Consider the following 23,790-nt stretch of genomic DNA (forward strand, 5'->3'; position numbering starts at 1 on the left):
GGGGCGCTTGCTTGCGGCGGCTCACGCTCTGGCAGGTGCCAACTGGCACAGCGACTCAGCACCGGTAGGTGCCAACCTTGGTTGGCACAGCGGCTCAGCACTGGTAGGTGCCAACCTTGGTTGGCACGGCGACGCGTTACTTCGCAGTACTCAGCAACAGCACCGCAACAGTGACCAGACCGATGCCGATCCAGCCGATCGGACGCAGGCGGTTGCCGAACAACAGGCGACCGCAGGTGGCGGTGCCGATCACACCGATGGCTCCCCACATCGCATACGCGGTGGCCAGGTCCATGTAGCGCACGGCCTGGCCCAGCAGGGCAAAGGCGATCCAGACCATGACGATCGCACCGACGCCCCAGCGCCAACGACGGAACCCCTCCGACTTGGCCACCATCATGTTGGCGGCGACGTCGATCAGCGCCGAACAGATCACGAAAAACAGAGCCAGGGTGTTCATCAGTGCGCCTCCCCGAGGGTGACGCAGACGATGCCGACCACCGCCAGCACCAGGCCGGCCAGCTGCTGCAGCGACAGGCTCTCACCGAACACGGTGAGGCCGACTACGGTCAGCAGGGTCAGGCCCAGGCCTTCCCACACTGCGTAGGCCACGCCCACGGCGATGCGGCGCACCGACTGCGCCAGGAAGAAGTAGGACAGCGCCAGTGCGCCGGCCATGATCAGGTAGCCGGTCCAGCCGCCATCGCGGGCGGCATGGGCCATGAACGAGGTGCCGACCACTTCGGCGACGATCGCCACGGTCAGGCAGGCCCAGGCGACCAGCGCGCCACGGGCGGGAACAGTACGGGACATGTGAAACTCCTTGCAGGACGGGGACCGCACCGCCTCATCAATAGATCCACGGCATGCGTGGAGGGTCCGGAACGCCCCGCAGACAGGGGCGACGGCGACCAGTATCATCGCCTTTTACGGTGGGATCAAAATGGATTCCATCGAAAGGAGCGATGGATCAATGCCGTACTCCCCTGAATCCCTGCAGGCCTTCGTGGAAGCCGCGGCGCTGGGCTCGTTCTCGGCGGCGGCGCGACGCCTGCGCAAGACCCAGTCGACAGTCAGTACCGCCATTGCCCACCTGGAAACCGACCTGGGCGTGAGCCTGTTCGATCGCAGCGGGCGCTACCCGCAGCTGACCGAGGCCGGGCGACAGGTATTGGGCCACGCGCAGGAGATCCTGGCTGCCGATGCGCGCCTGCAACAGTTGAGCGTGCGCCTGGCCGCACCGGTCGAGCCGCGCCTGACCGTGGTGTTTTCCGATGTCTACCAGCTCGATCCAGAGCAACGGATCCTGCAGCGCTTCGCCGAGGCGTTCCCGGAGATCGAACTGGAATGGCTGGATGCCGAGGGTGAGGACGTGCTGGAGCTGGTCGGCAGTGGTCGCGCCGCGCTGGGCCTGCTGCCCAGGCAGGAGCGCTATCCCGATGAACTGACGGCCCGGCCGCTGGCCCACCACAGCGAACTGTCGGTGTACGTGGCGCGCGAACATCCGCTGGCCAGCGCCGGGCGTCGCGCCGCCGCACAACTGGCGCGGCATCGGCAGGTGCGCCTGAGCGCGGAAGTCGATCAGTCCCGCGTGGTCACCGGCCTGGCCTGGACCGCCACCGACTACCTGATGGTGATGGAGATGGCCGAGGACGGCATCGGCTGGGCTGAATTGCCGCGGGCGCTGGTGCAGCGCTACGACCGTGGGCGACTGGTGGAACTGGTGCTGCCCGGTTGGCCGCGGCGCATCCACAGCGACCTGCTGTGGCGCCGCGACACGCCGCCGGGACCGGCCGCACTGTGGTGGGCCGACGCACTTGGATGAGGTGAGGTAGTGCCGGCCGCTGGCCGGCAATCCCAGTGTCCCGTGGTTGCCGGCCAGCGGCCGGCACTACCGATCAACGATGGGCGAGCGCGTAATCCAGCGCCGAGCACACCGCTGCCACCTGCGCGTCGTTGCACTGCTGCGGGGTCGCCCGTGGGCTGTCCGGGTAGACCTCGGTGGTGGTGGTGTACTTCGCACCGGTAATGCCGGCGCACAGGCCCAGCTTCACCAGCGGGTACTCGATCACACCATGGGCCACCACCGGCGAACCGATGATCTCGCCCTTGTCGTCAGCCGGCGCGATGTGGGTGACCTTCTCCACCGCGGCGATCACCGCCTGCTGGAACGCCGCCTGCGGGTTCTCGCTGTCGTCCACCAGATAGAAGCCATCCGGAATCAGGCCCGGCTCGAACGGCTTGCCGTCACGCGCAGCCAGCGCCGGGCGGAACTCGCTCTCGTCGCTGTCGGTGGTTTCGTGCAGGTCGATGTGCAGCACGAACTGGCCCTTGTACGGCGCGATCAGTTCGATGACGGCGGTCGATTCACGGGCCGGGCCGCCGGCGCGGAAATTGCGGTTCGGGTCGATCGCATCAAAGTTCCAGCGGTTGATGCGCTCGAAGCCCCACGGATTCACGCACGGTGCCACCAGCAGGTTGGCCTTGCCGGCGTAGTCGGCGGCGTGCTTTTCGAGGAATTCCAGCGCGCCCATCACGCCGCTGGTCTCATAGCCGTGCACGCCACCGGTGACCAGGGCGGCGGGCAGCGCCGGGTTCCAGTCGCGGCTGCGCAGGGCGAACAGGGTGTAGGTCTCGCCAGCGTAGTCGAGCTGGCCGTAGGCCACCCTGTCGAAGCGCGAGGCCAGCGCCTCGATGCGCGGCAGTACCTCCTCGTCATAGCGACGCAGGCGCTGCTGGCGGCCACGCCACAGGTCCCGTTCCGCCGCTCCCCACGGCTGGCCAGGGGTTCCGACGGGGTAGAAGGCGGCTTGGGACATGGCGGATCTCAGCGAGTCAGGAAGCAATCGGACACTTTATCACCGGGGCATCGGCATGAACCCGGGATGCATTCCAATAGCGAATGGAATCAGCAATAATTCTCATTTACGACCTTCCACAGCCCGCACCGATGCCCATCCACGCCCTGCAACCGGCCCGCTTGCCCCTGGCCGCCGCCCTCGCCCTGTGCCTGCTTCCGGCCGCCGGCGCCTTCGCCCAGGACAGCGCCACCACGCTGGACAGCATCCAGGTTTCCGGCAGCTGGCTGGGCACCGGCCTGCATGACAGCGTCAAGAGCTTTGCCGGCGCACGCACGGTGGTCGACCGCCAGCGCATCGAGGCCAGCGGCGCGGCCAGCATCGGCGATGCCATGCGCCGCATCCCCGGCGTGCAGGTCACCGACAACTCCGGCACCGCCGGCAGCTCGGTCTCGCTGAACATCGGCGTGCGCGGCCTGACCGGGCGCTACTCGCCGCGCTCGACGGTACTGCTGGACGGTGTACCGCTGGCGGTGGCGCCGTATGGCCAGCCACAGCTGTCATTCGCGCCGACCAGCCTGTCCAACATCGAATCGATCGACGTGGTGCGCGGCGGCGGCGCGGTGCGCTACGGCCCACAGAACGTGGGCGGCATCATCAACTTCAGCACCCGCGCCATTCCGACCGGCGCGGGCCTGCACGGCGAAGCGGGTGTGCGCTACACCGCCTACGACCATGGCGGCGGTGACAGCACCCAGTACAACGCCTTCCTGGGCGGCACCGGCGACAACGGCCTGGGCGCGGCCCTGCTGTACTCCGGCCAGGACGGGCGTGGCTGGCGCCAGGGCAGCGATGACCGCTTCAACGACCTCGCCCTGAAGTTCGCCTATGCCATCGACGAACAGCAGGAACTGCGCGCCAAACTGTCCTACTACGATGTGCGTTCGCTGACCCCGGGCGGCCTGACCCGCGCGCAGTACGAGGCCGATCCGTTCCAGAACACCCGCCCTACCGATTTCTGGAAGGGCCACCGCACCGGCATCGACCTGGGCTACACCAACACGCTGTCGGCCAACAGCGAGTTCGAGGTGCTGGCCTATTACAACGAAAGCAGCCGTGCCAGTTCGCTGATCAATGCCGCCAATACCCAGTTGACCGTGCAGCCGCGCGACTACCGCGTGCTCGGCATCGAACCGCGCTACACCCAGCGGCTGCACTGGGGCGCCAGCGTGCACGACATCACCGCCGGCTACCGCTTCCTGCGCGAGCGCGGCAACGACCGCAGCTACACCGTCACCCGCCGCACCGGCGTGGCCAGCGCCACCAACCGCTTCGACAACGCCACCGACGCCCACGCGTTCTACATCGACGACCGCATTGCGATCGGCCAGTGGCGGATCACCCCGGGCGTGCGCATGGAATGGATCGACATGGACCGCCGCCAGGCCGGTGGCACGGCGACCTTCAGCAGCCGCAACGACAAGGCCCTGCCCTCGCTCAACATCGCCTACCTGCTGACCCCGCAGCTGACCGTGTTCGGCAACTACACCACCTCGTTCGGGCCGGTGCAGAACATCCAACTGAACTCGCAGACCGCCAGCAATCCGCTGAACCCGGAAATCGCCAAAACCACCGAACTCGGTGCGCGCTGGCAGGACGGTGCACTGCGCGCGGAAGTGACCGTGTTCAAGATGCGCTTCGACAACCAGATCCTGCAGGTGCCGGGCATCACCCCGCCGACCTTCCAGAACATCGGCGCCACCGACCACAAGGGTGTGGAGAGTGCACTGGAGTACCGCTTCGCCGAGGACAGCGCACTGACGGGGCTGGAGCTGTACGCCAACTACACCTGGACCAAGGCGATCCAGCAGTCCGGCGACAACCGTGGCCTGGACGTGCCGTTCTACTCGCGCGACACCGACAGCGTCGGCGCCCGCTACGCGCTGGCCGGCTGGACCTTCAATGTCTCCAGCACCCACCAGAGCGGCCAGTACGCCGACGCCGCCAACACCTGGGCCGAGAGCGCCGATGCGCGCGTGGGCCGCGTGCCGGGCGTGCGCCTGTGGAATGCACAGGTCGCCTGGCAGGTGCCAGGCCTGGGCGACAGCGAGATCGCACTGGGCGTGAACAACCTGGCCGACAAGCGCTGGTACACCCGCAACGTTGATGGCAATGCCGGCCGCATGGTGGCCGCGCCGCGCACCTTCTACGTGCAGGGCCGCTACCGCTTCTGAGGCGGTAACCGCCCGATGCAGTGACGGTGGCGATCACGGTGGCGGCGTATCATGCCGCCACCATGTCACTGCCTGTTTCGCCATCGCGCCTGCATTCGGCCTTCCAGGGCCTGCGCCTGCGGCTGCGCGGCAGTGATCTGTGGTTCATCGCGCTTGCCCTGCTGGTCGGCCTGATCGCCGGCTACCTGACCCTGCTGCAGTCCGGCATCGCTCGCTGGCTGCAGGGCACCCTGTACGGGCTGGATGAAGGCATGCGCCTCAGCTCCCTGCCCTCGCTGACCTGGACTGCGCTGCTGGTGCTGCCGTTGGGTGGCCTGCTGGTGGGCCTGGTCAGCCTGGCCGCGACCCGGCGCAAACGCCCCCTGCTCGATGCGGTGGAAGCCAATGCCCTGCATGGCGGCCGCATGTCGATGCGCGACAACCTGATCGTGCTGACCCAGACCCTGCTGTCCAATGGCTGCGGCGCCTCGGTCGGGCTGGAGGCTTCGTATACGCAGATGGGCGCCGGCAGCGGTTCCCAGCTGGGCCGGGTGATGCGCCTGCGCCGCAACGACGTGCGCATCCTGGTCGGCGCCGGTGCCGCCGGTGCCATCGCCGCCGCCTTCGGTGCGCCCTTGGCCGGTGCGTTCTACGCCTTCGAGATCGTCATCGGCGCCTACACCCCGGCCGCTCTGGCGCCGGTGGCCGTGGCCGCGTTGGCCGGCGCGTTCGTGGCCGACCAGGCCGGGATCGAGGCCTACCTGCTGCCCGCCGCCTCGACGATTGATGTCCGCGCCGCCGACTACGCCATCTACGGCCTGCTCGGCTGCTGCTGCGCGATGGTCGGCATCGCGGTGATGCGGCTGATCGCCTCGATCGAAGGCACGGTCAAGCGCAGTCCGTTGCCGCTGTGGGGCCGGCCGGTGGTGGGCGGCCTGCTTCTGATTCCGCTGGCCCTGTCCAGCCCGCAGGTGCTGTCGTCCGGCCATGGCGCCCTGCACCTGGACCTGACCACGCACCTGCCGCTGATCTGGATCGGCGGCCTGTTGACTCTCAAGTGCCTGGCCTCGGGCATCTCACTGGGCTTCGGCTTCCGTGGCGGCCTGTTCTTCGCCTCGCTGTTCATGGGCACCCTGGTCGGCGCGTTGTTCGCCGGGCTGCTGGCGATGGCCACCGGCGTGCCGGTGATCGACGCCACCTCGGCCGCACTGGCCGGCATGGCGGCACTGGCCGCGGCGGTGGTCGGCGCGCCGATGACCATGGCCATGCTGGTGCTGGAAGGCACCCACGACTTCCTGCTGACCAGCGTGGTGATGAGCGCGGTGCTGGTGTCCAGCACGCTGGTACGGCAGTGGTTCGGCTACTCGTTCTCGACCTGGCGCATGCACCTGCGCGGCGAGACCATCAAGAGCGCCCGCGACGTGGGCTGGGTGCAGAACCTCAACGCCGGCCGGCTGATGCGCAAGGGCGTGGCCACCGCCCCGGCCGATCTCGATGCCGCCGCGTTCCGCCAGCGCTTCCCGCTGGGCTCGGGCAGCCGGGTGATCCTGATCGACAGCGAAGGCCACTACGCCGGCATCGTGCAGATTCCGCGCGTCTACGGCGACGGCGTGAAGCCGGAAACCATGATCGGCGAGCTGGCCGAGAACCGTGATGTGTCGCTGTCCCCTGCCTCGGACGTGGTCAGCGTGATGCAGCGCTTCGACCAGACCCAGGCCGACGAACTGGCCGTGGTCGCCGCCGACGGCCAGGTGCTGGGCGTGGTTTCCGAAGCCTTCGTACGCAAGCGCTACGCCGAGGAACTGGACAAGCGCCAGCGCGAACTGATGGGCGAGCGCGTCGAGGACACCGACTGACCCTGCGAAAAGGGGACGGAGGGGATTAAGTCGTTTCTGGCACCTTCGAAATCCACGCATGGCGTGGATCTACTGTCACCTCGACCGGGTAGACTCCGGCCATGCGCTTCATTGAGACCTTCCAGGCCGGTCCTTTCGCCGACACCGTGGTGAGCCTGCTGGCCGCCTTCGTGCTGGGCACGCTGATCGGCGCCGAGCGCCAGTACCGGCAACGCACCGCCGGCCTGCGCACCAACGTGCTGGTGGCCGTCGGCGCCGCCGCCTTCGTCGACCTGGGCATGCGCATCGCCGGCAGCGCCGAGGCGGTGCGGGTGATCTCCTACGTGGTCTCCGGCGTCGGCTTCCTCGGCGCCGGCGTGATCATGAAGGAAGGCATGAACGTGCGCGGCCTGAACACCGCCGCCACCCTGTGGTGCTCGGCGGCGGTGGGCAGCTGCACCGGCGCGGACATGCTGGCCGAAGGCGTGCTGCTGACCGTGCTGATCATCGCCGGCAACACCCTGCTGCGGCCGCTGGTGAATGCGATCAACCGCATCCCGATCAACGAGGCGGCGACCGAAGCCACCTACGAAGTGCGCCTGAGCGTGGATGCCGAAGCCGTGCCGCGGGTGCGCGAGCGCCTGGTCGATGCGCTGGAAGCGGCGCAGTATCCGGTCGGTGATGTGCAGGTGGTCGAGCATGCCGATTCGCCCACCGATGTGATCGCGGTGCTGGTCAGTACCGCGGTCAGCGCCGACGAGCTGGACGTGGTGCTGGCGCGGATGGAGCACGTGCCGGGCGTGCTGCACGCCACGTGGGAAGTGAGTACCCGCGATTGATTCATCCACGCATGGCGTGGATGCGCTTCTCTCACCCACCCGCCATGCGCTGCTGTGCCCGCAGCAGCTTGCGGAATGAACCGCACTGCCGCGCATCCTGCGCTTCCGGGCAGGCCGCCGCGCGCTGCAGGTGCCGGCGCACCCGCTGCAACTGGGTGATCTGCCGCTGCAGCACATCGGCCTGTGCCAGCAGTGCCTCACGGTCCAGCGAGATACATCCACGCTGCGGCGGCAGCGATGCCCCGATCTGCTGCAGTGACAGCCCGGCCGCCTGGCCAAGACCGATCAGCGCCAGCCGTTCCAGCACCTGCTCGTCGTACTGCCGGCGCAGGCCGCGACGGCCCAGTGCCTGCAGCAGCCCAAGCTGTTCGTAGTAGCGCAGGGTCGAGGCCGGCACGCCACTGCGCTTGACCACCTCGCCGATATCCAGTTCACGCACGGGCTTGACCTCAAGTGACCTTCAAGCGCCAACCTATGGGCGACTTCCCCGCAAGGCAAGACCATGACCAGTACACCCCCCGTTGATCAGAACGCCCTGTGGAACGGCCCCGGCGGCCAGATCTGGGTTGCGCAGCAGGCCATCCTCGACGGTCTGTTCCAACCCCTGGCCGACCTGCTGGTCGACGAACTGCCCGACACCGTCACGCAACTGCTGGATGTAGGCTGCGGTACCGGTGCCAGCCTGCTGGCATCAGCCGCCGCACGCCCGTCGGCGCACTGCACCGGCCTGGACATCTCCGCGCCGATGCTGGCGCTGGCCCGTGAACGCGCCGAGGCGGCAGGACTGGACGCAGACTTCATCGTCGCCGACGCACAGCAGCATCCGTTGCCCACCGCGCACTTCGACTGGATCCAATCTCGTTTGGGCGTGATGTTCTTCGAGGATACCGAAGCGGCCTTCGCCAACCTGCACCGCGCCGCGCGGCCAGGTGCCGGCCTGCGTTTCATCGCCTGGCGCAGCGCAGCGGAGAACCCGTTCATGACAACGGCCGAACGCGCCATTGGCGATGAACTCGATCTACCCCCACGCGCGCCAGGAGCACCCGGCCAGTTCGCCTTTGCCGATGGCCAGCGCGTGCAGCGCCTGTTGCAGGCCGCCGGCTGGAAGGATGTGGAGGTGGTTGCGGTGGACCTTCCGTGTTCGATCGCACGCGATGCGCTGCCGACCTACGTGGGACAGCTGGGCCCACTGGGCTTGGCGCTGCGCAACCTGCCTGAAGAACGGGCCACCTCGCTCCGCAACACGGCGCTGGCGGCATTCAACCCATTCATCGAGGGCGACCGTGTGCGCGTCGATGCCGCCTGCTGGCTGGTCCGCGCCTGCGCCTAAAAAGGGGACGGAGGGGATTAAGTCGTTTCCGGCACAGCCGGGGCAAGAACGACTTAATCCCCTCCGTCCCCTTTTTCTTCTACAGCGCCTCGCCAGCGTCGGCCAGGCGCGATTCAATCAGCGCATACCACTGCTGCAGCACGTCAATCAGCATGTCCAGTTCGGCGTCGGTGCGCTGTGCGCGGCCACTGCGCAGGCAAGCCTGGGCTTCCTGCAACTGGGCAAGGAAGCCGGCCACGGTGTCCGCCTGCAGGATCAACCCCGGCAGGCGCCGCCCGGGAATGCGCACCACCGCATGGTTGCCGAGCTGGCCGTACACGCTGAGTGTGGTTTCCGTCTTCATGGAAAGAGGCAGGAATTGAGCGTTCATCGCGTGCACCAGGGAAAACCTGAGCCGCCAGCAGGCGTGGTCAACGGGGGAGACGTAACCACGTCCTGCCGACGGTCAGGGGGGACTCGGGATACCGGGGCATGGCCCCGGTGCGGGACTCTCAGCGCAGCTGGGCCATCCCGGCGATCTGCACGCGACGGTTCGGCGCCAGGCAGGCGATCAGCTCGCGACGGTTGCGCTGCTCGCACTGCACGATCGGCTCGGCTGCGCCCCGCCCTTCGGCGCTGATGCTGGCCGCAGGCACCCCACCCTGCACCAGCGCGCTGCGCACGGCCTCGGCCCGTCGCTGCGACAGGGTCTGGTTGTAGCTGGCACTGCCGATACGGTCGGTGTACCCGGTCACCCGGATCGACTGCACTTGGCTGGCCTCGCGCACCTGCGCCAGCACACCCTGGACGGCCTGCTGGCCTTCGGCACTGAGCACCGCGCTGTCGAAGCCGAACAGCGCGTCGGCCGACAATCGCAGCGGCTGCTCCGGCAGCGGCGCCGGTGCAGGCGGCGCCGGCGGCCGCGGCGGGTCGAGCACCGCCGCACATGATTCAGGCTTCCAGTAGCCACCCTGGGCGATGCCCTTGCTGTCGAAGCGCACCTGGAACTGGCAGGTGAAATACTCCGCGCCCTGCGCGGTGCGGAAGTTGAAGAGGTAGTTCCACTCGCGCACGCCCCACATGCCTTCGTTGAAGTGCGGCGTGCCCAGCAAGGTATACAGCTGCCGCTTGCTCATGCCCGGCGCGAAGCGGCGCAGGTCGGCGACGTCGGGATAGATGCCTTCCTTCAACGAGGCCTTCGAGGCCTCCGGGAACTGCACGGCGGTGGTTTCGGCAGGACCCTCGGCGGCCGGCGCATGGCTGCGGCAGGCGGCCAACAGGCCCATTCCCAGGACCAGGCCCAGCACTGCGGCCATCTGGCCGGTGCGGGCGATGCGATGCTGTTTCATGTCATTCCCCCTTTGGACGTTTCCGCGATGCCGGGCCGCGCATGCGGCCCGGCGGCGGGGATCACCACTGGATGCCGGCACCGACGGCCACACCGGCCTCGCCACGGCTGTTGGTGGAGCCGCTGAACTTGTAGATCCAGCGCCCTCCCTCGGAGACACCGGAGATACCGACTGCCACGCCCGACTCGCCGTTGTAGCTGCCGGCGGCGACCGAGGCCATGCTGCGACCCGCTTCGCTGGGCTGCGGCAGGGCTGCGGTGGCCATCGCCGAGGCGATACCGGCCGAAGCGCGGTTGTCGGTCTTGCGCAGGTCGCGCTCGAAGCCACCCATGCGCTCGTCGGTGTAGGCCTTCGACCAATCCAGGGTCTGCGCCATGCCCGACTTCAGCTGGTCCACGTTGACCGCGTCGGTACCGGCGGTGCCGGCGGCGACGTTGCGCACCGTGGTCGGGCCGCTGTTGGTGCTGCCCAAGGTGACGCTGTTGTAGTTGGTCGCACCGTTCACCGTGGTGTCGTAGCGGATCGTGCCCTGCTGCGAGGCCTGCAGCTGGCGCACGTTGACCGCATCGGTGGCCTGCGAACCGTCGGCCACGTTGACCACCTGGCGTTCGGCACCGGCGGCACCCACCGAGACCGTGTTGGCCCGATTCGCCACCGAACCCGCACCCAGCGCCACCGAGTTGTCGGCCTGCGCCTGCGAACCATTGCCCAGCGCGGTCGAGTTGGCACCGGCGGCAGTGGAGCCTGCGCCACCTGCGGCCGAGTTGGCACCGCTGGCGGACGGATCGGCCAGGTTGTTGGTGTTGTTGGCGCGGAAGCTGCCGGCCACGTTGGTGATGTTCTGGATCTTCTGGTCGGTGTACTTCTTCGATTCGTCGATGGCGTAGTTCACGCCGTTCTTCAGCTGGCCGACATTGGTTGCGTCGTACGTATCGGAGCCGTCGGCGACATGGGTGATCTTGCGCTCGCTGCCAGTGCTGCCGATGGACACCTCACCGGCCGAGTTGCTGGCGCCGGTCTGCCCGTACGCGCCGGTATAGCCGCTCTGGGCGCCAACGCTGGCCACCGAACCGGCACCCAGCGCCACGCTGTTGCCGGCGCTGGCGCTGGCGCCGTTGCCGACCGCCACGCTGTTGGCACCGGCTGCACTGGCCTGCGGCCCGACCGCCACCGCTTCCGCACCGGCAGCCGTTGCAGCCGCTGCCGTCGAGTTCACCGCCAGGTAGGCACTGCCACCGCCACCGTTGGTGATGCGCTGGTTGAGGACCTTCAGCGAGCCGTCCACTGCAGTGAAGGCGGCGGTGACGTTGTTGTAGTCGCCGCTGGTGAAGGTGCCATCGGTGGCGATGCTGGAGATGCTGAACTTCGGCGCGGTCCACACGTTGGTGGTGCCGTTGTAGGCGGTCGTGCCACCGAAGTAGTTGGCGATGGTGCTGTTCGTGTTGAACAGCTGGTCGCCGGTGATGGCATCGCTGCTGCCGGCCAGGATGCTGCCGGCGGCGACGTTGGTGATCTTCACCGCGCCGGTGCCGGTGCCCGTCAGCGTCACGCTGTTGAGCACGTTGCCGCTGCCGTCGACGTCGTACTTCACGGCAAGCTTGTCGATCTCGCCGGTCTGGTCGGCGACGTTGGCCAGCGAGTTGCTGACCGCATCGAAGGCGGTACCGACGTCGTTGTAGCTGCCCTTGGTCACGGTGCCGTTGGCGGCGACGTTGTTGATCGAGTACGTCGGTGCGGTCAGTACGCCGCTGGCGTTGACCGCCGCGCCACCACCCAGATGAGTGGCCACGGCCTGGTTGGCAGCAAACAGCTGGGCTCCGTTGATGGCCTCGCTGCTGGTGGCACTGACCTGGCCCGGGCCGAGGTTGCGCAGCGTGGTGGCGGTGCCGGTCTGGCCGAGCGTGGCACTGGCGTAGTTGACGCTGCCGTCGCCGTTGAGGTCATAGCGCAGAGCGCCCTGCTCAGAGGCCTGCAGCTGGCCCAGGTTGACCGCGTCGGTCGCTGCGGTACCGGCCGCCAGGTTGGTGACCTGGCGCTCGGCACCGGCGGCACCGATGGACACGCTGTTGGCACGGTCAGCCAGGCTGCCGGCGCCAACCGCGATGCTGTTGGCGGCGGTTGCGCGGGCGTTGGTACCGACCGCAATCGAGTCGGCGCCGCTGGCCAGTGCCTCGGTACCGGTCGAGTTCACCCGCAGGTACTTGGTGCCACCGTTACGGATGTCGGTGATCTGCGTGTTGAGGTTGACCAGCGAACCGTCCACCGCAGCGAAGGCATCGGTGGCGTTCTCATACAGGCCCTTGGCGATGGCGCCGCCGGTGGAGATGGTGCTGATCTCGAACAGGGGTGCGGTGAAGGCACCGCTGGCCGGGTCGAACGCCGCGCGACCACCGAAGAAGCCGGCGATGGCAGCGTTGGTCGTGGACAGCTGGCCGCCATTGACCGCTTCCAGACTGCCGGCCGTGACTGCGCCGCCGGCCAGGTTGCCGATGGTGGTGGTGCCGGTGCCCGCCCCGAGCGTGACACGGCGATAGTTCGGATTGCCGGCGCCGTCCAGGTCGTAGGTCACCGCAGCGGCCGCCACATCATCGATCAGGCTGATGGCGCCCTTCAACTGGGCCACGTTGACCGCATCGGTATTGACACTACCCGCCGCGACGTTGGTGATCTGGCGCTCGCCGCCACCGGCGGTGCCCACCGACACTTCACCGGCAGAGACCTGCGGCGCGGTGAGGCCATAGGCGCTGTAGCTGGCCTGGGCACCGCGCAGCGCGGCCGAGCGGTAGCCCAGTGCGACCGAGTTGGCCTGGTTCGAGGTGGCCTCGGCACCGAGCAGGGTCTGCCCGTTGGCGGTACCCACCGCGCTGTCACCAACGATCACCGAATGGCCCATGCGCGCAGCGTAGTCGGCGGTCGGCACGCCAGTGGGGTTGCTCGGGTCATTGGTGCCTGCACCCGGGAAGGCGACGTTGGCATCGACCTTCGGCAGTTCGTGCCGTGCATTGGCACCGATCACCACCTCCTTCGAACCATTGGCGAAGGCACCGTCGCCCATCAGCACCTGGTAGTCCTGCGCCGCATTGACGGCCCAGCAGGAGATGTCAGCCAGAACGATGTCCAGGCACTTGGCGGCCCATGCCGGCGAGTCCTTCGGCAGCAGCAGCCCGAGCAGGCCGCCGGGATTGCCGTTGTTGATGTTGTAGATGTAGCTGTCGGAGGTGACGCCACCGATCAGGGTCAGGTGCGAGCTGCCGCCGGTGACGGCGCCGCCGAGGCCATTGAGGGTGCTGCCGACCGGCGACAGGTTGACCACCGGCAGGCCCAGCACATTGACCGTCGAGTAGGTCTGCATCACGTTGGCGTTGCTGAGCTTGAGGTTGCCGTTGCTCAGGTAGCCGTTGCCACCGAACAGGCTGGTGGTGGTCGGGCCGATCAGCTGGCCGACATTGCCGACCAGGCCGCCAGTGCCGATGATCAGGCCCGCATTCGGGTCGGCCGGAGCCGGCGCCTTCGGGCTGGTCGGCGGGATCGCCGAGGGCTTGGTCAGGCCGAGGCCGCCGAGCGTGCCACCGACCAGGCCGCCCACGGCACTGCCGAGATTGCCGATGGTGCCATTGAGGTTGCCATTGAGCAGGTTGCCGACGGCGCCGCCGACATTGCCAAGCGTATCGCCCAGCAGGCCACCGAGGCCACCGGTGCTGCCACCTGTAGCGCCATTGAGTACACCGCCGACGGTGCTGCCCACCGCACCCACTGTAGTGTTGAGCGTGCCGCCCACGGCGCCACCAACTGCACCCACCGTGCCAACCGCACCGTTGAGTGCGCCGCCGACTGTGCTGCCGACCGAACCGACCGTGCCGTTGAGTGCACCACCCACGGTGCCGCCGACTGCACCCACCGTGCCAACTGCACCATTGAGTGCGCCGCCCACTGCGCTGCCGGCCGAACCGACCGTGCCGTTGAGTGCACCACCCACGGTGCCGCCGACTGCGCCAACCGTGCCAACTGCACCGTTGAGTACGCCGCCGACTGCGCTACCAACAGTTCCAACAGTGCCGTTGAGCGCGCCGCCTACAACACCACCAACCGTGCCAACTGCGCCGTTGAGCGTGCTGCCCACTGCGCCGCCCACCGTTCCAACGGTACCGTGCACGGCGCCGCCGACCGCATCGACCGTGTTGCCTACGGTGCCATCAAGCACGCCACCCACGGCGCCACCTGCCGCGCCGACAACGCCGCCCACCAGGCCACCGACGCCCAACGCGCTGTTCTGCGCTGCCACGGTCGCTTGCCCGGCCAGCTTCAGATTGCGGTCGGCCACGACTTCCTGGCCATCCGGCGCCTGCACGCGCACCTTGCCGGCAACACCGGTATCGAAGGCTGCGGTGATCGCGCGATCATGGGTCTCGCCCGGCAGCTCCTCCTTGGCCGGCAGCGTGACCGCCGCCGTCGCCTTGACCTGCCCTTGGCCGTCGATCTGGTGGCCCGCCAGCTTCAGCTGCGAATCCACCTTGCCGTCAACGGACGCCTTGAGGCCGGACAGCGCGCCAGCGGATGCGCCAGCAACAGCGGCGGCCGCCTTGGCACCGGTGTTGATCGAGGCCACCTGGGCACCGGCGATGCCAACCCCGGCCTTCGCCTGCACATCCGCAGCCACACCGAGCGGCGCATGCGCGGACGGCGCAACGTTGGCCGCCAGCGAGGCATCAATCTTCGCCACATTGGACGCTGCGTGCCCCAACCCGACATCGGCGCGGACATCGGCAGCCAGCGCAGGAACCGCGACCTGCTTCGGCGCGGCATTTGCCGCCAGCTTCACCTGCACGGTGGCCGGCAGCACGTCGCGCACGATCGGCAGCGCGTTGGTACTCAGCTGCAGGCCGACACGCGCATCAGCGCTGATCGCCGGACTGCTCTGCGCCTGGCGCGATGCGGCGGCCAGCGCCACTTCCGCGTCGACCTTGACCGGCATCGGCTGCGCGTACTTTGCGGCCAGTGCCTGCAGGTCACGTAGAGACTGATTGGATTCGGATGCTCCTGCATGCCCGCTGGCCAGCGCGCACAGCAGGGCCAGGGCCAGTGCGGTCGGCATTAGCAGGGCACTGCGGGGATCGCGGGCGGCGCTGCCGCCGCTGTCGCCGGTGGCCAGTTCCGAGGCCACAACCAGAGCATTGAGCTGGCGGTTCCATACACGCCGGTAGATGCGGTTCATGAGCATTTCCCCCGTAGGCGAACAACTGGAATGTCAGTGGACTTGCCGTTAGGCAGGTGACTGACATTTCAGCGTTTGCAACGGCGGCTGCGCACTTCATTCCGGCACGGCAATCGCGCATTCCGGCAAATCCACGGTCGGAATCGGCAGCCGGTTATGCAGAAGCGGCAACCATATCGGCAAGCGGATATGCAATTCCGGCAGGAACTGCCGGGAAACCCTTACGGGGCCTGGATCAGGCGGGCTGGCCGATCTGCGCGGGCGCGCGCATCAGGGTGTCGCGCGGCAGTTCGCCGAAGACCTTGCGGTAGTTATCGGCGAAACGCGACAGGTCCCACAGGCCGCAACTGAGGGCGATGGCCTTGACCGAACGGCGGCTGGAATCGGCCATCGACAGGCTGCGGCAGGCCGCGCACAGTCGCAGCATCGACAGGTAACGATTGGGCGACGTACCGAACAGATCCTCGAACGCGTAGCGCAGTCCGCGCTCGCTGACACCGGCCGCATCGCAGATCTCATTCATGTAGATATTGCGGCGCAGGTTGAGGCGCATGAAGTTTTCCGCCCGCTGCGCGATCAGATAATGCGTGCGCCGCGCACGGCTGCAACCCGGGCGATCGGCGGAACCCGCGCCCAGCAGTGCCTGCACGTGTTCGTGCAGCAGCCGCTCGGTTTCTTCCGGCTGCAGGCCTGTGCCCTGGCCCAGCTGCAGGTGCAGCTGCTGGTAGTGCTGTGCCAGCGGGGCGGCCTCGCTGGCGAGGTTGAACAGTGAAAGCGCCTGTCCGGCCGGCGGCGTGCTGCGCAGGCTCAGTTCGGTCAGCTTGCGCTGCACCCGTGCTACCGGTACCAGCATCAGGGTCATGTGCGTGCCCGGGCTCAGGGTGAACTCGCTGATGCCCTCGGGCATCACGGTCAACGCCATCCCAGGTGCAAGCGGTACGCCATGGCACCAGCTCAGGGTTTCATCGGTCGCATGCAGATACCCCAGCATCGCCCAGTCCGGCGGCAGCATGAAACGTCCACGGCAATGGAATCCACAGCTGATGCTGCAGAACAACGCCTCCTCGTGCACGCGTGAAGCGAAGGCCGCCCGCGGCCCATTGCCATCGAGCAGAAGCAGTTCGACATCACATACACGAAGCACGCCGCTCAGCGTCGCCAGGTCGATCGACCGCAGGCCGCTGTCGTCGCTGTCTCCTACCCCACCATCGACCATGACAGTGTCGTCCCCCCGATTATCCGTCGTGCGATACGGCCCCCACTGCCTGACAGGGCGCGCACCTCTCATGGAATCTCTTCCATCACCGGGATGCGCGCCGCCAACGTGCGCACCCCAAAGAAACGCGAGTACTTGAATACGAGTATGCCCGATAATTCAACGAGGTAAACATCTGCACCGCGCTGAATAAGATGGATACAGAAGTGAAAATCAGGTTGTCGCTTTTGGCACAGTTTTCGCATGCGGCTGAAAACTCAAATCACATTATCTGCACGTCGATGAATCGTTGTGCGAGCGAACGGATTTCCGTCACAGAACTCGGCTTAAAAATTAAGGAGCGAAGGGATTCTGCCGAATTTGCATATAGGTTCCGGTTGCAGCCGGCCGCCATTCAGGCAAAGTCGATAACACGGTGATCCGGTCTTTGATAATGACCGCACCCAGGGGGACAGCATGACCATGCACGTATCGCTCGACACGTCGACCACCGGCCCCGCGCCGCGCGGTCGCGGTTGTGCGAACGGCGTCCCGCCTGGAAACGATCACCCTGCTTGAGCACAGCGGGTCCATCCCGCCGTGCCTCCTCCGCCAGGACGTGCGGAGGTCCACGGACGATCCCGGCGGAGCCGGGCCACCGCCCAACAGGTGTCCTGTAGCAGACAGGTAGAGGGAGACAAACGTCATGAACGCATCGATCCGCAAGTTCCTGAAGGAAGAAGATGGCGTCACCGCACTCGAGTACGGCCTGCTGGCCGCTGTGATTGCGGGTGTCCTGATCGCACTGGGCAGCACGCAGATCAAGGATTTCTTCGAAACGCTCTTTGAGAATCTCACCAAGCTTGCCGACAAGGCATCGGGCAACCCGCCGGCCTGAGCCGCGTCCCAGGCTGATCAGGGACAGCAACTGCTGAGCGTCCACTGACGGACAATGGAGGGTGCGATGACACTGCTGGGATTGTTGGCCATCGGTGTGTGCCTGCGGATCGCGATCAGCGATCTGTACGCCCGTCGGGTGCCCAACGCCTGGCTGCTGTCCGCATGCGCGATCACCGCTGTCGTGCTTATCGCCGGACAGTTCAACGCGCCGCGCCTGCCGTGGGCTTCCCACGTTGCCGGCGCGGCGCTCGGCCTGGTCGCATTGCTGCCTTTCCATGCGGTGCGCTGGATGGGCGCCGGCGATGTCAAGTTCTTTTCGGTACTGGGATTGATGCTGGGTTGGCAGGCACTGCTGCCGATCTGGATCGCGGCCAGCCTCGCAGCAGGCGCACATGCCGCACTGGTGCTGGTGTCACGCCGGCTGGGTCCAGTACTGCCCATCGGTCTTCAAGCCCATATGCATCGGGCAAGTTCGCAATGGCATTCGCACCCGGCGCTGCGCGGGATGCAGAGCGCCCGCCAGGGACGCCAAGGTATTCCCTACGCCGCCTACCTGGCGGTATCCGCCATCGCCTGGATCCTCATCAGCACGTACGGAGGTGTGGCATGAACATCCACAACCCACGCCGGCAACGCGGCGTGGCCAGCATCGAGTTCGCGCTGATGTTGATGCTGGGCCTGCTGCCACTGCTGCTGTTCACGTTCTCAGGCGTGATGATCATGGCGGCCCAGCAGACGCTGGCAACCGCCTCGGCCGAGGGTGCGCGTGCATCGCTGCGCTATGGCAGCGCCAACGAACGCCGTACGGCCGCCTGCGTTGCGGCACGCAGTTCGATGCAGTGGCTGCTGAACTTCTCGGGTCAGCCGGTCGACTGCAGCAATGGCGGAAGCAACGCCATTCTGGTCTCCGCGCAGGCCCCCTGCGCCGGACTGGCCAGCGCCCAGTGCATGACCGTGACAGTCAGCTACGACTACGCAAGCCATCCCTTCCTGCCCGGCACCGCCACGCTTTACAAGTGGGTGATGCGGGCTCCCATCCGCAGCGTCGCGGTCGCTCAGCTCGACCTCGGCAGCGGCAACTGACGTTCGGTACAGGAGACGGTTCCATGCTCAAGTTGACCCGCATCGCTGCCGTCGCCCTGATCGGGCTGGCCGTGCTGCTGGCGGTGATCGCCTTGATGATCGGGCGCAAGCAGGCCGCGCCGGCCACGGTTGCCCCGGTCGCGCGGAGCGATGCCCAGGCGATCACCGTGGTGGAGGCGGTGGCACGACTGCCGGCCGGCGAACCGATCTCTGCCAATGGATTGCGTCTCGCACAGCGCAGCGCCCCGGTTGCCGGCGCCGCCACCAGCATTTCCGCCGTAGTCGGAAAGGTGCCGGTGCAGGACATCGCCGAAGGCACGGCGATCAGCAGCAATGCACTCGCGCAGGGATTCTCGCTGCAGCTGCGCCCCGGAGAACGCGCACTCGCGGTCCCGGTCGACGAGCTGGTGGGTGCCGGCAACCGCATCCTGCCGGGTGATTTCGTCGACGTGTTCCTCAACCTGCGCACTGCCCAATCCAACCCCAGCGGCCCGGCCGAGGCGGCACAGACGCGCCTGCTGTTGTCGCGCCTGCGCGTGCTCAGCTATGGCCAGCAGGACATCGCCCCGGCCAACCATGACGCTGTTGCCAGCAGTGAGGCTGATGTCCGCAACGATCCACGCGCCGCCGACATCACTGGAAGCAGCAGCACCCAGAGCACGGGCAGCGAGACCGCCCAGCCCGCACGCAGCGCGGTACTGGCGGTGCCGGTGGCCGATGCCAACCGGCTGCTGCTGGGTGCACAGCAGGGCAAGCTGTTCCTTGCCCTGCGCAACCCTGCCGATTCCGGCCAGCCCGATCTGGCGCTGTTCCCGCAGGCACGCGGCGTGATCGATCCGCTGCGCGGCCTGGATGCGGAACAGCAGCTCGCGCTGCAGCGGCCAGAGAATCACGCCTTTGCCGGCATCGACGGCGATGCATTGGCCGGCCGCAGCAACACGCCGGCGCGCAGCACCCAGGATGCCCCGGCACGTGCACCCGCACCGCGGCGCAGCGCCCCGCGCGCATCGGGCATCGAGATCATCCGAGGTGACAGCTCCGCCCCCCGTGGTTCCCTTTGACCTGCATCGAGCGCATCCATGACCGAACGTCGCCGCAGTCCACGCCCTTCCCCCCGCCAGCGCTGGCTGGCCCTGCTGCTGGTGCTGCTGGCACCGGCGACGAGCGTGGCCGCCGACGACCTGGTGCTGCAGGCACGTGAGCAACGCCCCTGGACTCTGCCGGGTGATCTGGAGCGGGTTGCGATTGCCGATCCGGGCGTGGCCGATATCGTGATGCTGCGCGGCCAGCGCCAGGCATTGCTGGTCGGCAAGGCGCCGGGCACCACCACGCTCCTGCTCTGGCACCGCAAGCAGGCCGAGCCACAGCGCCTGCAGGTGCGGGTACAAAGCGCGGTGCAGGGTGCGGCCGATGCCGGCGCGAACGGACTGGTATTCACCCAGCAGGACAATCAGGGCCTGCTGCAGGGAAGCACTGACAGTGTGCTTTCGCACATGCAGGAGCAGAAGACTGCCGCCATGGCCCTGGGCAAGGATGGCCTGCTTGCCGACGCATCCACGGTGAGCAGCGGCGGCGTGGTCCAGGTCGAGGTCAAGGTGGTCGAATTCAACAAGACCGCACTGAAGCAGATCGGCATCAGCTTCCAGAACCGCAATGGCAACTTCGCCTACGGCTTCGCCCGACCGGGTGGCCAGCTGCCGGGCAACACCGGCATCCTGCCCGGCATGAAGGAAGGCAACTCCGGCAACGAAGCCGAATCGCCCATTTCTTCGGCCTTCCGCCTGGTATTCGGCTCGACCAAGGGCCTGTGGAATGCCGACGTCGACCTGCTGCAGAGCAATGGCATGGCCCGTGTGCTGGCCGAGCCGACACTGGTCGCGTTGTCCGGGCAGAGCGCCAGTTTCCTGGCCGGCGGCGAGCTGCCGATCCTGGAACCGCAGGGGCTGGGCACCACTACGATCACCTACAAGCCCTTCGGCATCGGCCTGACGGTGACACCAACGGTACTGGCGCCGAACCGCATCGCCCTGAAAGTCGCTCCGGAAGCCAGCGACCTGGACTACAGCAACGCCATCGCGCTCAACGGCGTGCAGATTCCCTCGATCACCACCCGCCGCGCCGACACCACGGTCGAGCTGGGCGATGGCGAGAGCTTCGTGATCGGCGGCCTGGTCAGTTCCAACGTGGTTTCCAGCGTCGGCAAGATTCCGCTGCTGGGTGACCTGCCGATCATCGGCTCGTTCTTCCGCAACTTCGACTACAAGCGCCAGGACAAGGAACTGGTGATCATCGTCACACCACGCCTGGTGAAGCCGCTGGCACGCAACACCGAGCTGCCACTGCCCGGCGACCGCGAAGCCAAGCCGCACATGCCCGAATGGGGCGCCTGGCTGCTGGGTCCGATCAGCCAGGACCCGGTGCCCGGCTTCTCACGCTGATTCCATGATGCCTGCGATACCACGCCCATGCCCTACGCCACTGCCCAGCCGCTGCATCCGCAAGGACCGCCGATGAACCTGGTCCTGTACGGAATGGATCGCGAACTGCTGCCCCGGCTGGCGGCCAAACTGCCGCCGACCACCACCCTGCACTGGCAGGACAGCAGCATGCCGACCTCCGCCCAGGACCTGCAACGCGGGCCGCAGAGCCTTGTGCTGCTCGACTTCCGCCCCGAACATGCTGCCGCCTCCAGCGTGCTGGCGCAGCAACTGCAACAGACAGAGCCGGACCTAGCATTGGTTGCCGTCGGTGCCACCAGTGCCGGCCAGGTGGAAGGCGTCGTCATCGCATTGCGGGCGGGCCTGCGTGATGTGCTGGACCTGGACAGCGACAACGTCGGCATCGAGGCCGCGCTGCGTCGCGCCCTGTCGCCACGACCGGCTGCCGCCGCGCAACACGCGCACAAGGCGCGCCTGATCGTGCTGCTGGGCGTGCGCGCCGGGGTCGGCACCAGTACGCTGGCCGCACATCTTTCGGTGCTGGCTCAGCAGACCCGTGCGCTGGCACAGGGCGAGGCACTGCTGCAGGACGGCCTGCTGATGGAGCTGGCCCAGCCTTCGGGTGACCTCGCGCTGTACCTCAACCTGGACAGCCGCTTCCACTACGAAGACGCGCTGCGCAACGCCAGCCGCATCGACGCCACGCTCGCCCGCACGGCCATGGCCCGTCACGATTCCGGGCTGGTGCTGCTGGACCGCGCCAGCGGCAGCGATGCGGTGCCGCCGTCCGATCCGGGTGCCCTGCTGCAGCGCTTGCGCACTGTGTTCGCCAGCGTGCTGTGTGATGCCGGTGGCTGCCCGCTGCGTCAGCTGCCGCCGTTGCTGCTGGACCAGGCCGACGAGATCTGGCTGGTCACCGATGCCTCCATCGCCACGCTGGTGTCGCTCGACCAGGCACTGAAGCACCTTGCCGGGCAGCGCGAGCGCGAGAAGCGACTGCAGCTGGTGATCAACCGCCACGATGACAGCAGCGGCATGAGCCCGGAGCAGATCGCGCGCCGCTTCGAGGTACCCCTGCTGGCCACGCTTCCCGAACGACCGCGCGTGCGCCTGGCTGCCAGCCAGGGCCACCTGCTGCTGCAGGATGCGCCGCGCGACCCCTACCTGCGTGCCCTCGCCCCGCTGGTTTCGCGCCTGGATCCGGCTGCCTGCCCGGTCCAGGCGCAGGGCCTGCGGGAAAGACTCTCCCTTGCCCTGGGTGGATCGCAATGGAAGACAAGGTAACCCCGTTCCCGCATGCCGTTGCCCGGCCGGTGCTGCCCGAAAGCGCGCCGGGCCACCAACCGTTCGCGCAGACCGAGCAGTACCAGAAGGTGCTGTCGGCCGCACATGAGCACCTGCTCAACAGCATCGAGGACGAGCGGATCGACATCGATTCCTGGGCCCCCGACACCATCGCCCGCTGGGTGCAGGTGCAGACGGTGGGCTTCATCCAGGAGTGGCGCATCCCGATCAACGAAGAGGAAATGCAGGTGGTCGCCGACGGCCTGGTCAAGGAGCTGACCGGCTTCGGCCCGCTGGACGACCTGCTGCACGACCCGTCCATCGAAGACATCCTGATCAACGGTTTCAAGGATGTGCACGTGTCCCAGGGCGGCCAGCTCAAGCGGGCCACCCAGCGCTTCACCGACGATACGCATCTGCTGCGCATCCTGCGCCGCATCCTCGCCCCGCTTGGGCGCCGGCTGGATGATTCCAATCCGATGGTCGATGCGCGCCTGCCCAACGGCGGCCGCCTCAACGCGATCATCTCGCCACTGGCGGTGGACGGACCGATGGTGTCCATCCGCAAGTTCCGCAAGGATCCGTTCACGCCCGATGAACTGCTGGCCAAGGGCACCTTCGATGCGCCGATGCAGGCCCTGCTGAAGGCGATGGTGCTGGGCCGCTGCAACATCCTGGTGTCCGGCGGCACCAGCTCGGGCAAGACCTCGCTGCTGAACGCCCTGGCCAGCTACGTCCCCGCGAACGAGCGCGTGATCACCGTCGAGGACACCGCCGAACTCTCGCTCAACCACCCGCATGTGGTTCGTCTGGAAAGCCGTATCGGTGGCGCCGAAGGCCACGGTGCGGTCAGCATCCGCGATCTGGTCCGCAACAGCCTGCGCATGCGCCCCGACCGCATCGTGGTCGGCGAGGTGCGCGGCGCCGAGGTGCTGGAAATGCTGCAGGCGATGAACACCGGCCACGACGGCTCGATGGCGACCATCCACGCCAACTCACCGCGCGACTGCCTGTACCGGATCGAGATGCTGGCCGGCTTTGCCGGCTTCCAGGGCAGCGAGGACAGCCTGCGCCGGCAGATCGCCAGTGCCATCGACTTCATCGTGCAGATCTCGCGCCTGGGCAGCGGCCGCCGCGTGCTGGTCTCGATCACCGAGATCACCGGTGTCAGCGACAACCTGATCACCACCCAGGAAATGTTCCGCCACGAACTGCAGATCGACGGCAACGGCAAGGAAACCGATCGCTGGATCGGGCTGGGCTTCCACCCGCACTCGCACAAGCTGGAGCCGTTCCGCCAGCAGCTGCGTGAATCGCTTTACGGAGACTTCTGAG

20 protein-coding genes are annotated in these 23,790 nt (G+C 67.4%); 12 read left to right on the forward strand and 8 right to left on the reverse strand.

The window, feature by feature from the left end; all coding sequences use genetic code 11:
• Positions 1 to 136: 136 nt before the first annotated feature.
• Together AC13GF_RS07575 and AC13GF_RS07580 are read right to left on the reverse strand one after the other, a co-directional pair.
• A complete protein-coding gene (locus tag AC13GF_RS07575; RefSeq protein WP_053494475.1) occupies positions 137 to 460 on the reverse strand; it encodes a DMT family transporter in 324 nt (107 codons plus the stop codon).
• Positions 460 to 813 (reverse strand): SMR family transporter, encoded by a 354-nt coding sequence (locus tag AC13GF_RS07580; protein ID WP_010485170.1) that lies wholly within the window; start codon positions 811 to 813, stop codon positions 460 to 462. The genes AC13GF_RS07575 and AC13GF_RS07580 overlap by 1 nt, the downstream gene beginning before the upstream one ends.
• A 160-nt stretch (positions 814 to 973) precedes the next feature.
• Between AC13GF_RS07580 and AC13GF_RS07585 the strand changes: the two genes are divergently transcribed.
• Positions 974 to 1,825 (forward strand): LysR family transcriptional regulator, encoded by an 852-nt coding sequence (locus AC13GF_RS07585; protein ID WP_111189340.1) that lies wholly within the window; start codon positions 974 to 976, stop codon positions 1,823 to 1,825.
• 73 nt (positions 1,826 to 1,898) lie between these two features.
• Here the strand turns inward: AC13GF_RS07585 and AC13GF_RS07590 are convergent, their stop codons facing one another.
• Positions 1,899 to 2,819, reverse strand: a complete 921-nt coding sequence (locus AC13GF_RS07590) for a M14 family metallopeptidase (RefSeq protein WP_483004184.1) — start codon at positions 2,817 to 2,819, stop codon at positions 1,899 to 1,901.
• Between the two features lie 131 nt (positions 2,820 to 2,950).
• Between AC13GF_RS07590 and AC13GF_RS07595 the strand changes: the two genes are divergently transcribed.
• The 3 genes from AC13GF_RS07595 (at position 2,951) to AC13GF_RS07605 (ending at position 7,685) form a co-directional block, all read left to right on the forward strand.
• Entirely contained in the window at positions 2,951 to 5,032 is a 2,082-nt protein-coding gene (locus AC13GF_RS07595) for a TonB-dependent receptor family protein (RefSeq protein ID WP_483004185.1), read from the forward strand.
• Positions 5,033 to 5,094: 62 nt separating this feature from the next.
• Positions 5,095 to 6,867: a chloride channel protein gene (locus AC13GF_RS07600; protein WP_483004186.1), complete on the forward strand. Its 1,773-nt coding sequence runs from the start codon at positions 5,095 to 5,097 to the stop codon at positions 6,865 to 6,867.
• Positions 6,868 to 6,968: 101 nt separating this feature from the next.
• A complete protein-coding gene (locus AC13GF_RS07605) occupies positions 6,969 to 7,685 on the forward strand; it encodes an MgtC/SapB family protein (protein ID WP_483004187.1) in 717 nt (238 codons plus the stop codon).
• A 31-nt stretch (positions 7,686 to 7,716) separates the two neighbouring features.
• Here the strand turns inward: AC13GF_RS07605 and AC13GF_RS07610 are convergent, their stop codons facing one another.
• Entirely contained in the window at positions 7,717 to 8,124 is a 408-nt protein-coding gene (locus AC13GF_RS07610; protein ID WP_049437693.1) for a MerR family transcriptional regulator, read from the reverse strand.
• Between the two features lie 63 nt (positions 8,125 to 8,187).
• On the opposite strand from AC13GF_RS07610, the gene AC13GF_RS07615 reads away from it, so the two are divergent.
• Positions 8,188 to 9,015, forward strand: a complete 828-nt coding sequence (locus AC13GF_RS07615) for a class I SAM-dependent methyltransferase (protein WP_483004188.1) — start codon at positions 8,188 to 8,190, stop codon at positions 9,013 to 9,015.
• A gap of 79 nt (positions 9,016 to 9,094) precedes the next feature.
• Here the strand turns inward: AC13GF_RS07615 and AC13GF_RS07620 are convergent, their stop codons facing one another.
• The 4 genes from AC13GF_RS07620 to AC13GF_RS07635 all read right to left on the reverse strand — a co-directional run bounded on the left by AC13GF_RS07620 (position 9,095) and on the right by AC13GF_RS07635 (position 16,771).
• The gene (locus AC13GF_RS07620; RefSeq protein WP_006450485.1) at positions 9,095 to 9,358 is read right to left on the reverse strand and encodes a DUF6959 family protein; all 264 of its coding nucleotides are present in this window, start codon (positions 9,356 to 9,358) and stop codon (positions 9,095 to 9,097) included.
• A 148-nt stretch (positions 9,359 to 9,506) separates the two neighbouring features.
• Complete coding sequence (locus AC13GF_RS07625; protein WP_483004189.1) at positions 9,507 to 10,343, reverse strand: outer membrane protein assembly factor BamE; 837 nt, start codon at positions 10,341 to 10,343, stop codon at positions 9,507 to 9,509.
• Positions 10,344 to 10,404: 61 nt separating this feature from the next.
• Complete coding sequence (locus AC13GF_RS07630) at positions 10,405 to 15,555, reverse strand: ESPR-type extended signal peptide-containing protein (protein ID WP_483004190.1); 5,151 nt, start codon at positions 15,553 to 15,555, stop codon at positions 10,405 to 10,407.
• 235 nt (positions 15,556 to 15,790) lie between these two features.
• Entirely contained in the window at positions 15,791 to 16,771 is a 981-nt protein-coding gene (locus AC13GF_RS07635; protein ID WP_483004191.1) for an AraC family transcriptional regulator, read from the reverse strand.
• A gap of 685 nt (positions 16,772 to 17,456) precedes the next feature.
• On the opposite strand from AC13GF_RS07635, the gene AC13GF_RS07640 reads away from it, so the two are divergent.
• The 7 genes from AC13GF_RS07640 (at position 17,457) to AC13GF_RS07670 (ending at position 23,789) form a co-directional block, all read left to right on the forward strand.
• Positions 17,457 to 17,648 carry a Flp family type IVb pilin gene (locus AC13GF_RS07640; RefSeq protein WP_010485145.1) on the forward strand — a complete coding sequence of 64 codons (192 nt, stop codon included), beginning with the start codon at positions 17,457 to 17,459 and terminating at the stop codon, positions 17,646 to 17,648.
• A 66-nt stretch (positions 17,649 to 17,714) separates the two neighbouring features.
• A complete protein-coding gene (locus AC13GF_RS07645) occupies positions 17,715 to 18,260 on the forward strand; it encodes an A24 family peptidase (protein WP_483004192.1) in 546 nt (181 codons plus the stop codon).
• Positions 18,257 to 18,733, forward strand: coding sequence for a TadE/TadG family type IV pilus assembly protein (locus AC13GF_RS07650; protein ID WP_483004193.1), 477 nt, complete (start codon positions 18,257 to 18,259; stop codon positions 18,731 to 18,733). Before AC13GF_RS07645 ends, AC13GF_RS07650 begins: the two co-directional genes overlap by 4 nt.
• A 23-nt stretch (positions 18,734 to 18,756) precedes the next feature.
• A complete protein-coding gene (cpaB, locus tag AC13GF_RS07655; RefSeq protein WP_483004194.1) occupies positions 18,757 to 19,794 on the forward strand; it encodes a Flp pilus assembly protein CpaB in 1,038 nt (345 codons plus the stop codon).
• Between the two features lie 18 nt (positions 19,795 to 19,812).
• Entirely contained in the window at positions 19,813 to 21,171 is a 1,359-nt protein-coding gene (locus AC13GF_RS07660) for a type II and III secretion system protein family protein (RefSeq protein WP_483004195.1), read from the forward strand.
• Positions 21,172 to 21,198: 27 nt separating this feature from the next.
• The gene (locus tag AC13GF_RS07665) at positions 21,199 to 22,455 is read left to right on the forward strand and encodes a CpaE/TadZ family protein (protein WP_483004196.1); all 1,257 of its coding nucleotides are present in this window, start codon (positions 21,199 to 21,201) and stop codon (positions 22,453 to 22,455) included.
• Entirely contained in the window at positions 22,440 to 23,789 is a 1,350-nt protein-coding gene (locus AC13GF_RS07670) for a TadA family conjugal transfer-associated ATPase (protein ID WP_483004197.1), read from the forward strand. Before AC13GF_RS07665 ends, AC13GF_RS07670 begins: the two co-directional genes overlap by 16 nt.
• The last annotated feature ends 1 nt before the right edge of the window (position 23,790 follow it).

It is taken from the genome of Stenotrophomonas sp. 22LJNL06-5-1 (assembly GCF_056861455.1).

Bases quoted from the DNA above. Each gene is read 5' to 3' on its own strand.
- AC13GF_RS07590 (WP_483004184.1), bottom strand. From the start codon at position 2,819: ATGTCCCAAGCCGCCTTCTACCCCGTCGGAACCCCTGGCCAGCCGTGG.
- AC13GF_RS07670 (WP_483004197.1), top strand. From the start codon at position 22,440: ATGGAAGACAAGGTAACCCCGTTCCCGCATGCCGTTGCCCGGCCGGTG.
- AC13GF_RS07645 (WP_483004192.1), top strand. From the start codon at position 17,715: ATGACACTGCTGGGATTGTTGGCCATCGGTGTGTGCCTGCGGATCGCG.
- AC13GF_RS07650 (WP_483004193.1), top strand. From the start codon at position 18,257: ATGAACATCCACAACCCACGCCGGCAACGCGGCGTGGCCAGCATCGAG.
- AC13GF_RS07640 (WP_010485145.1), top strand. From the start codon at position 17,457: ATGAACGCATCGATCCGCAAGTTCCTGAAGGAAGAAGATGGCGTCACC.
- cpaB (WP_483004194.1), top strand. From the start codon at position 18,757: ATGCTCAAGTTGACCCGCATCGCTGCCGTCGCCCTGATCGGGCTGGCC.
- AC13GF_RS07580 (WP_010485170.1), bottom strand. From the start codon at position 813: ATGTCCCGTACTGTTCCCGCCCGTGGCGCGCTGGTCGCCTGGGCCTGC.
- AC13GF_RS07595 (WP_483004185.1), top strand. From the start codon at position 2,951: ATGCCCATCCACGCCCTGCAACCGGCCCGCTTGCCCCTGGCCGCCGCC.
- AC13GF_RS07605 (WP_483004187.1), top strand. From the start codon at position 6,969: ATGCGCTTCATTGAGACCTTCCAGGCCGGTCCTTTCGCCGACACCGTG.
- AC13GF_RS07635 (WP_483004191.1), bottom strand. From the start codon at position 16,771: ATGGTCGATGGTGGGGTAGGAGACAGCGACGACAGCGGCCTGCGGTCG.
- AC13GF_RS07660 (WP_483004195.1), top strand. From the start codon at position 19,813: ATGACCGAACGTCGCCGCAGTCCACGCCCTTCCCCCCGCCAGCGCTGG.
- AC13GF_RS07585 (WP_111189340.1), top strand. From the start codon at position 974: ATGCCGTACTCCCCTGAATCCCTGCAGGCCTTCGTGGAAGCCGCGGCG.
- AC13GF_RS07575 (WP_053494475.1), bottom strand. From the start codon at position 460: ATGAACACCCTGGCTCTGTTTTTCGTGATCTGTTCGGCGCTGATCGAC.
- AC13GF_RS07620 (WP_006450485.1), bottom strand. From the start codon at position 9,358: ATGAAGACGGAAACCACACTCAGCGTGTACGGCCAGCTCGGCAACCAT.
- AC13GF_RS07625 (WP_483004189.1), bottom strand. From the start codon at position 10,343: ATGAAACAGCATCGCATCGCCCGCACCGGCCAGATGGCCGCAGTGCTG.
- AC13GF_RS07615 (WP_483004188.1), top strand. From the start codon at position 8,188: ATGACCAGTACACCCCCCGTTGATCAGAACGCCCTGTGGAACGGCCCC.
- AC13GF_RS07665 (WP_483004196.1), top strand. From the start codon at position 21,199: ATGCCCTACGCCACTGCCCAGCCGCTGCATCCGCAAGGACCGCCGATG.
- AC13GF_RS07600 (WP_483004186.1), top strand. From the start codon at position 5,095: ATGTCACTGCCTGTTTCGCCATCGCGCCTGCATTCGGCCTTCCAGGGC.
- AC13GF_RS07630 (WP_483004190.1), bottom strand. From the start codon at position 15,555: ATGAACCGCATCTACCGGCGTGTATGGAACCGCCAGCTCAATGCTCTG.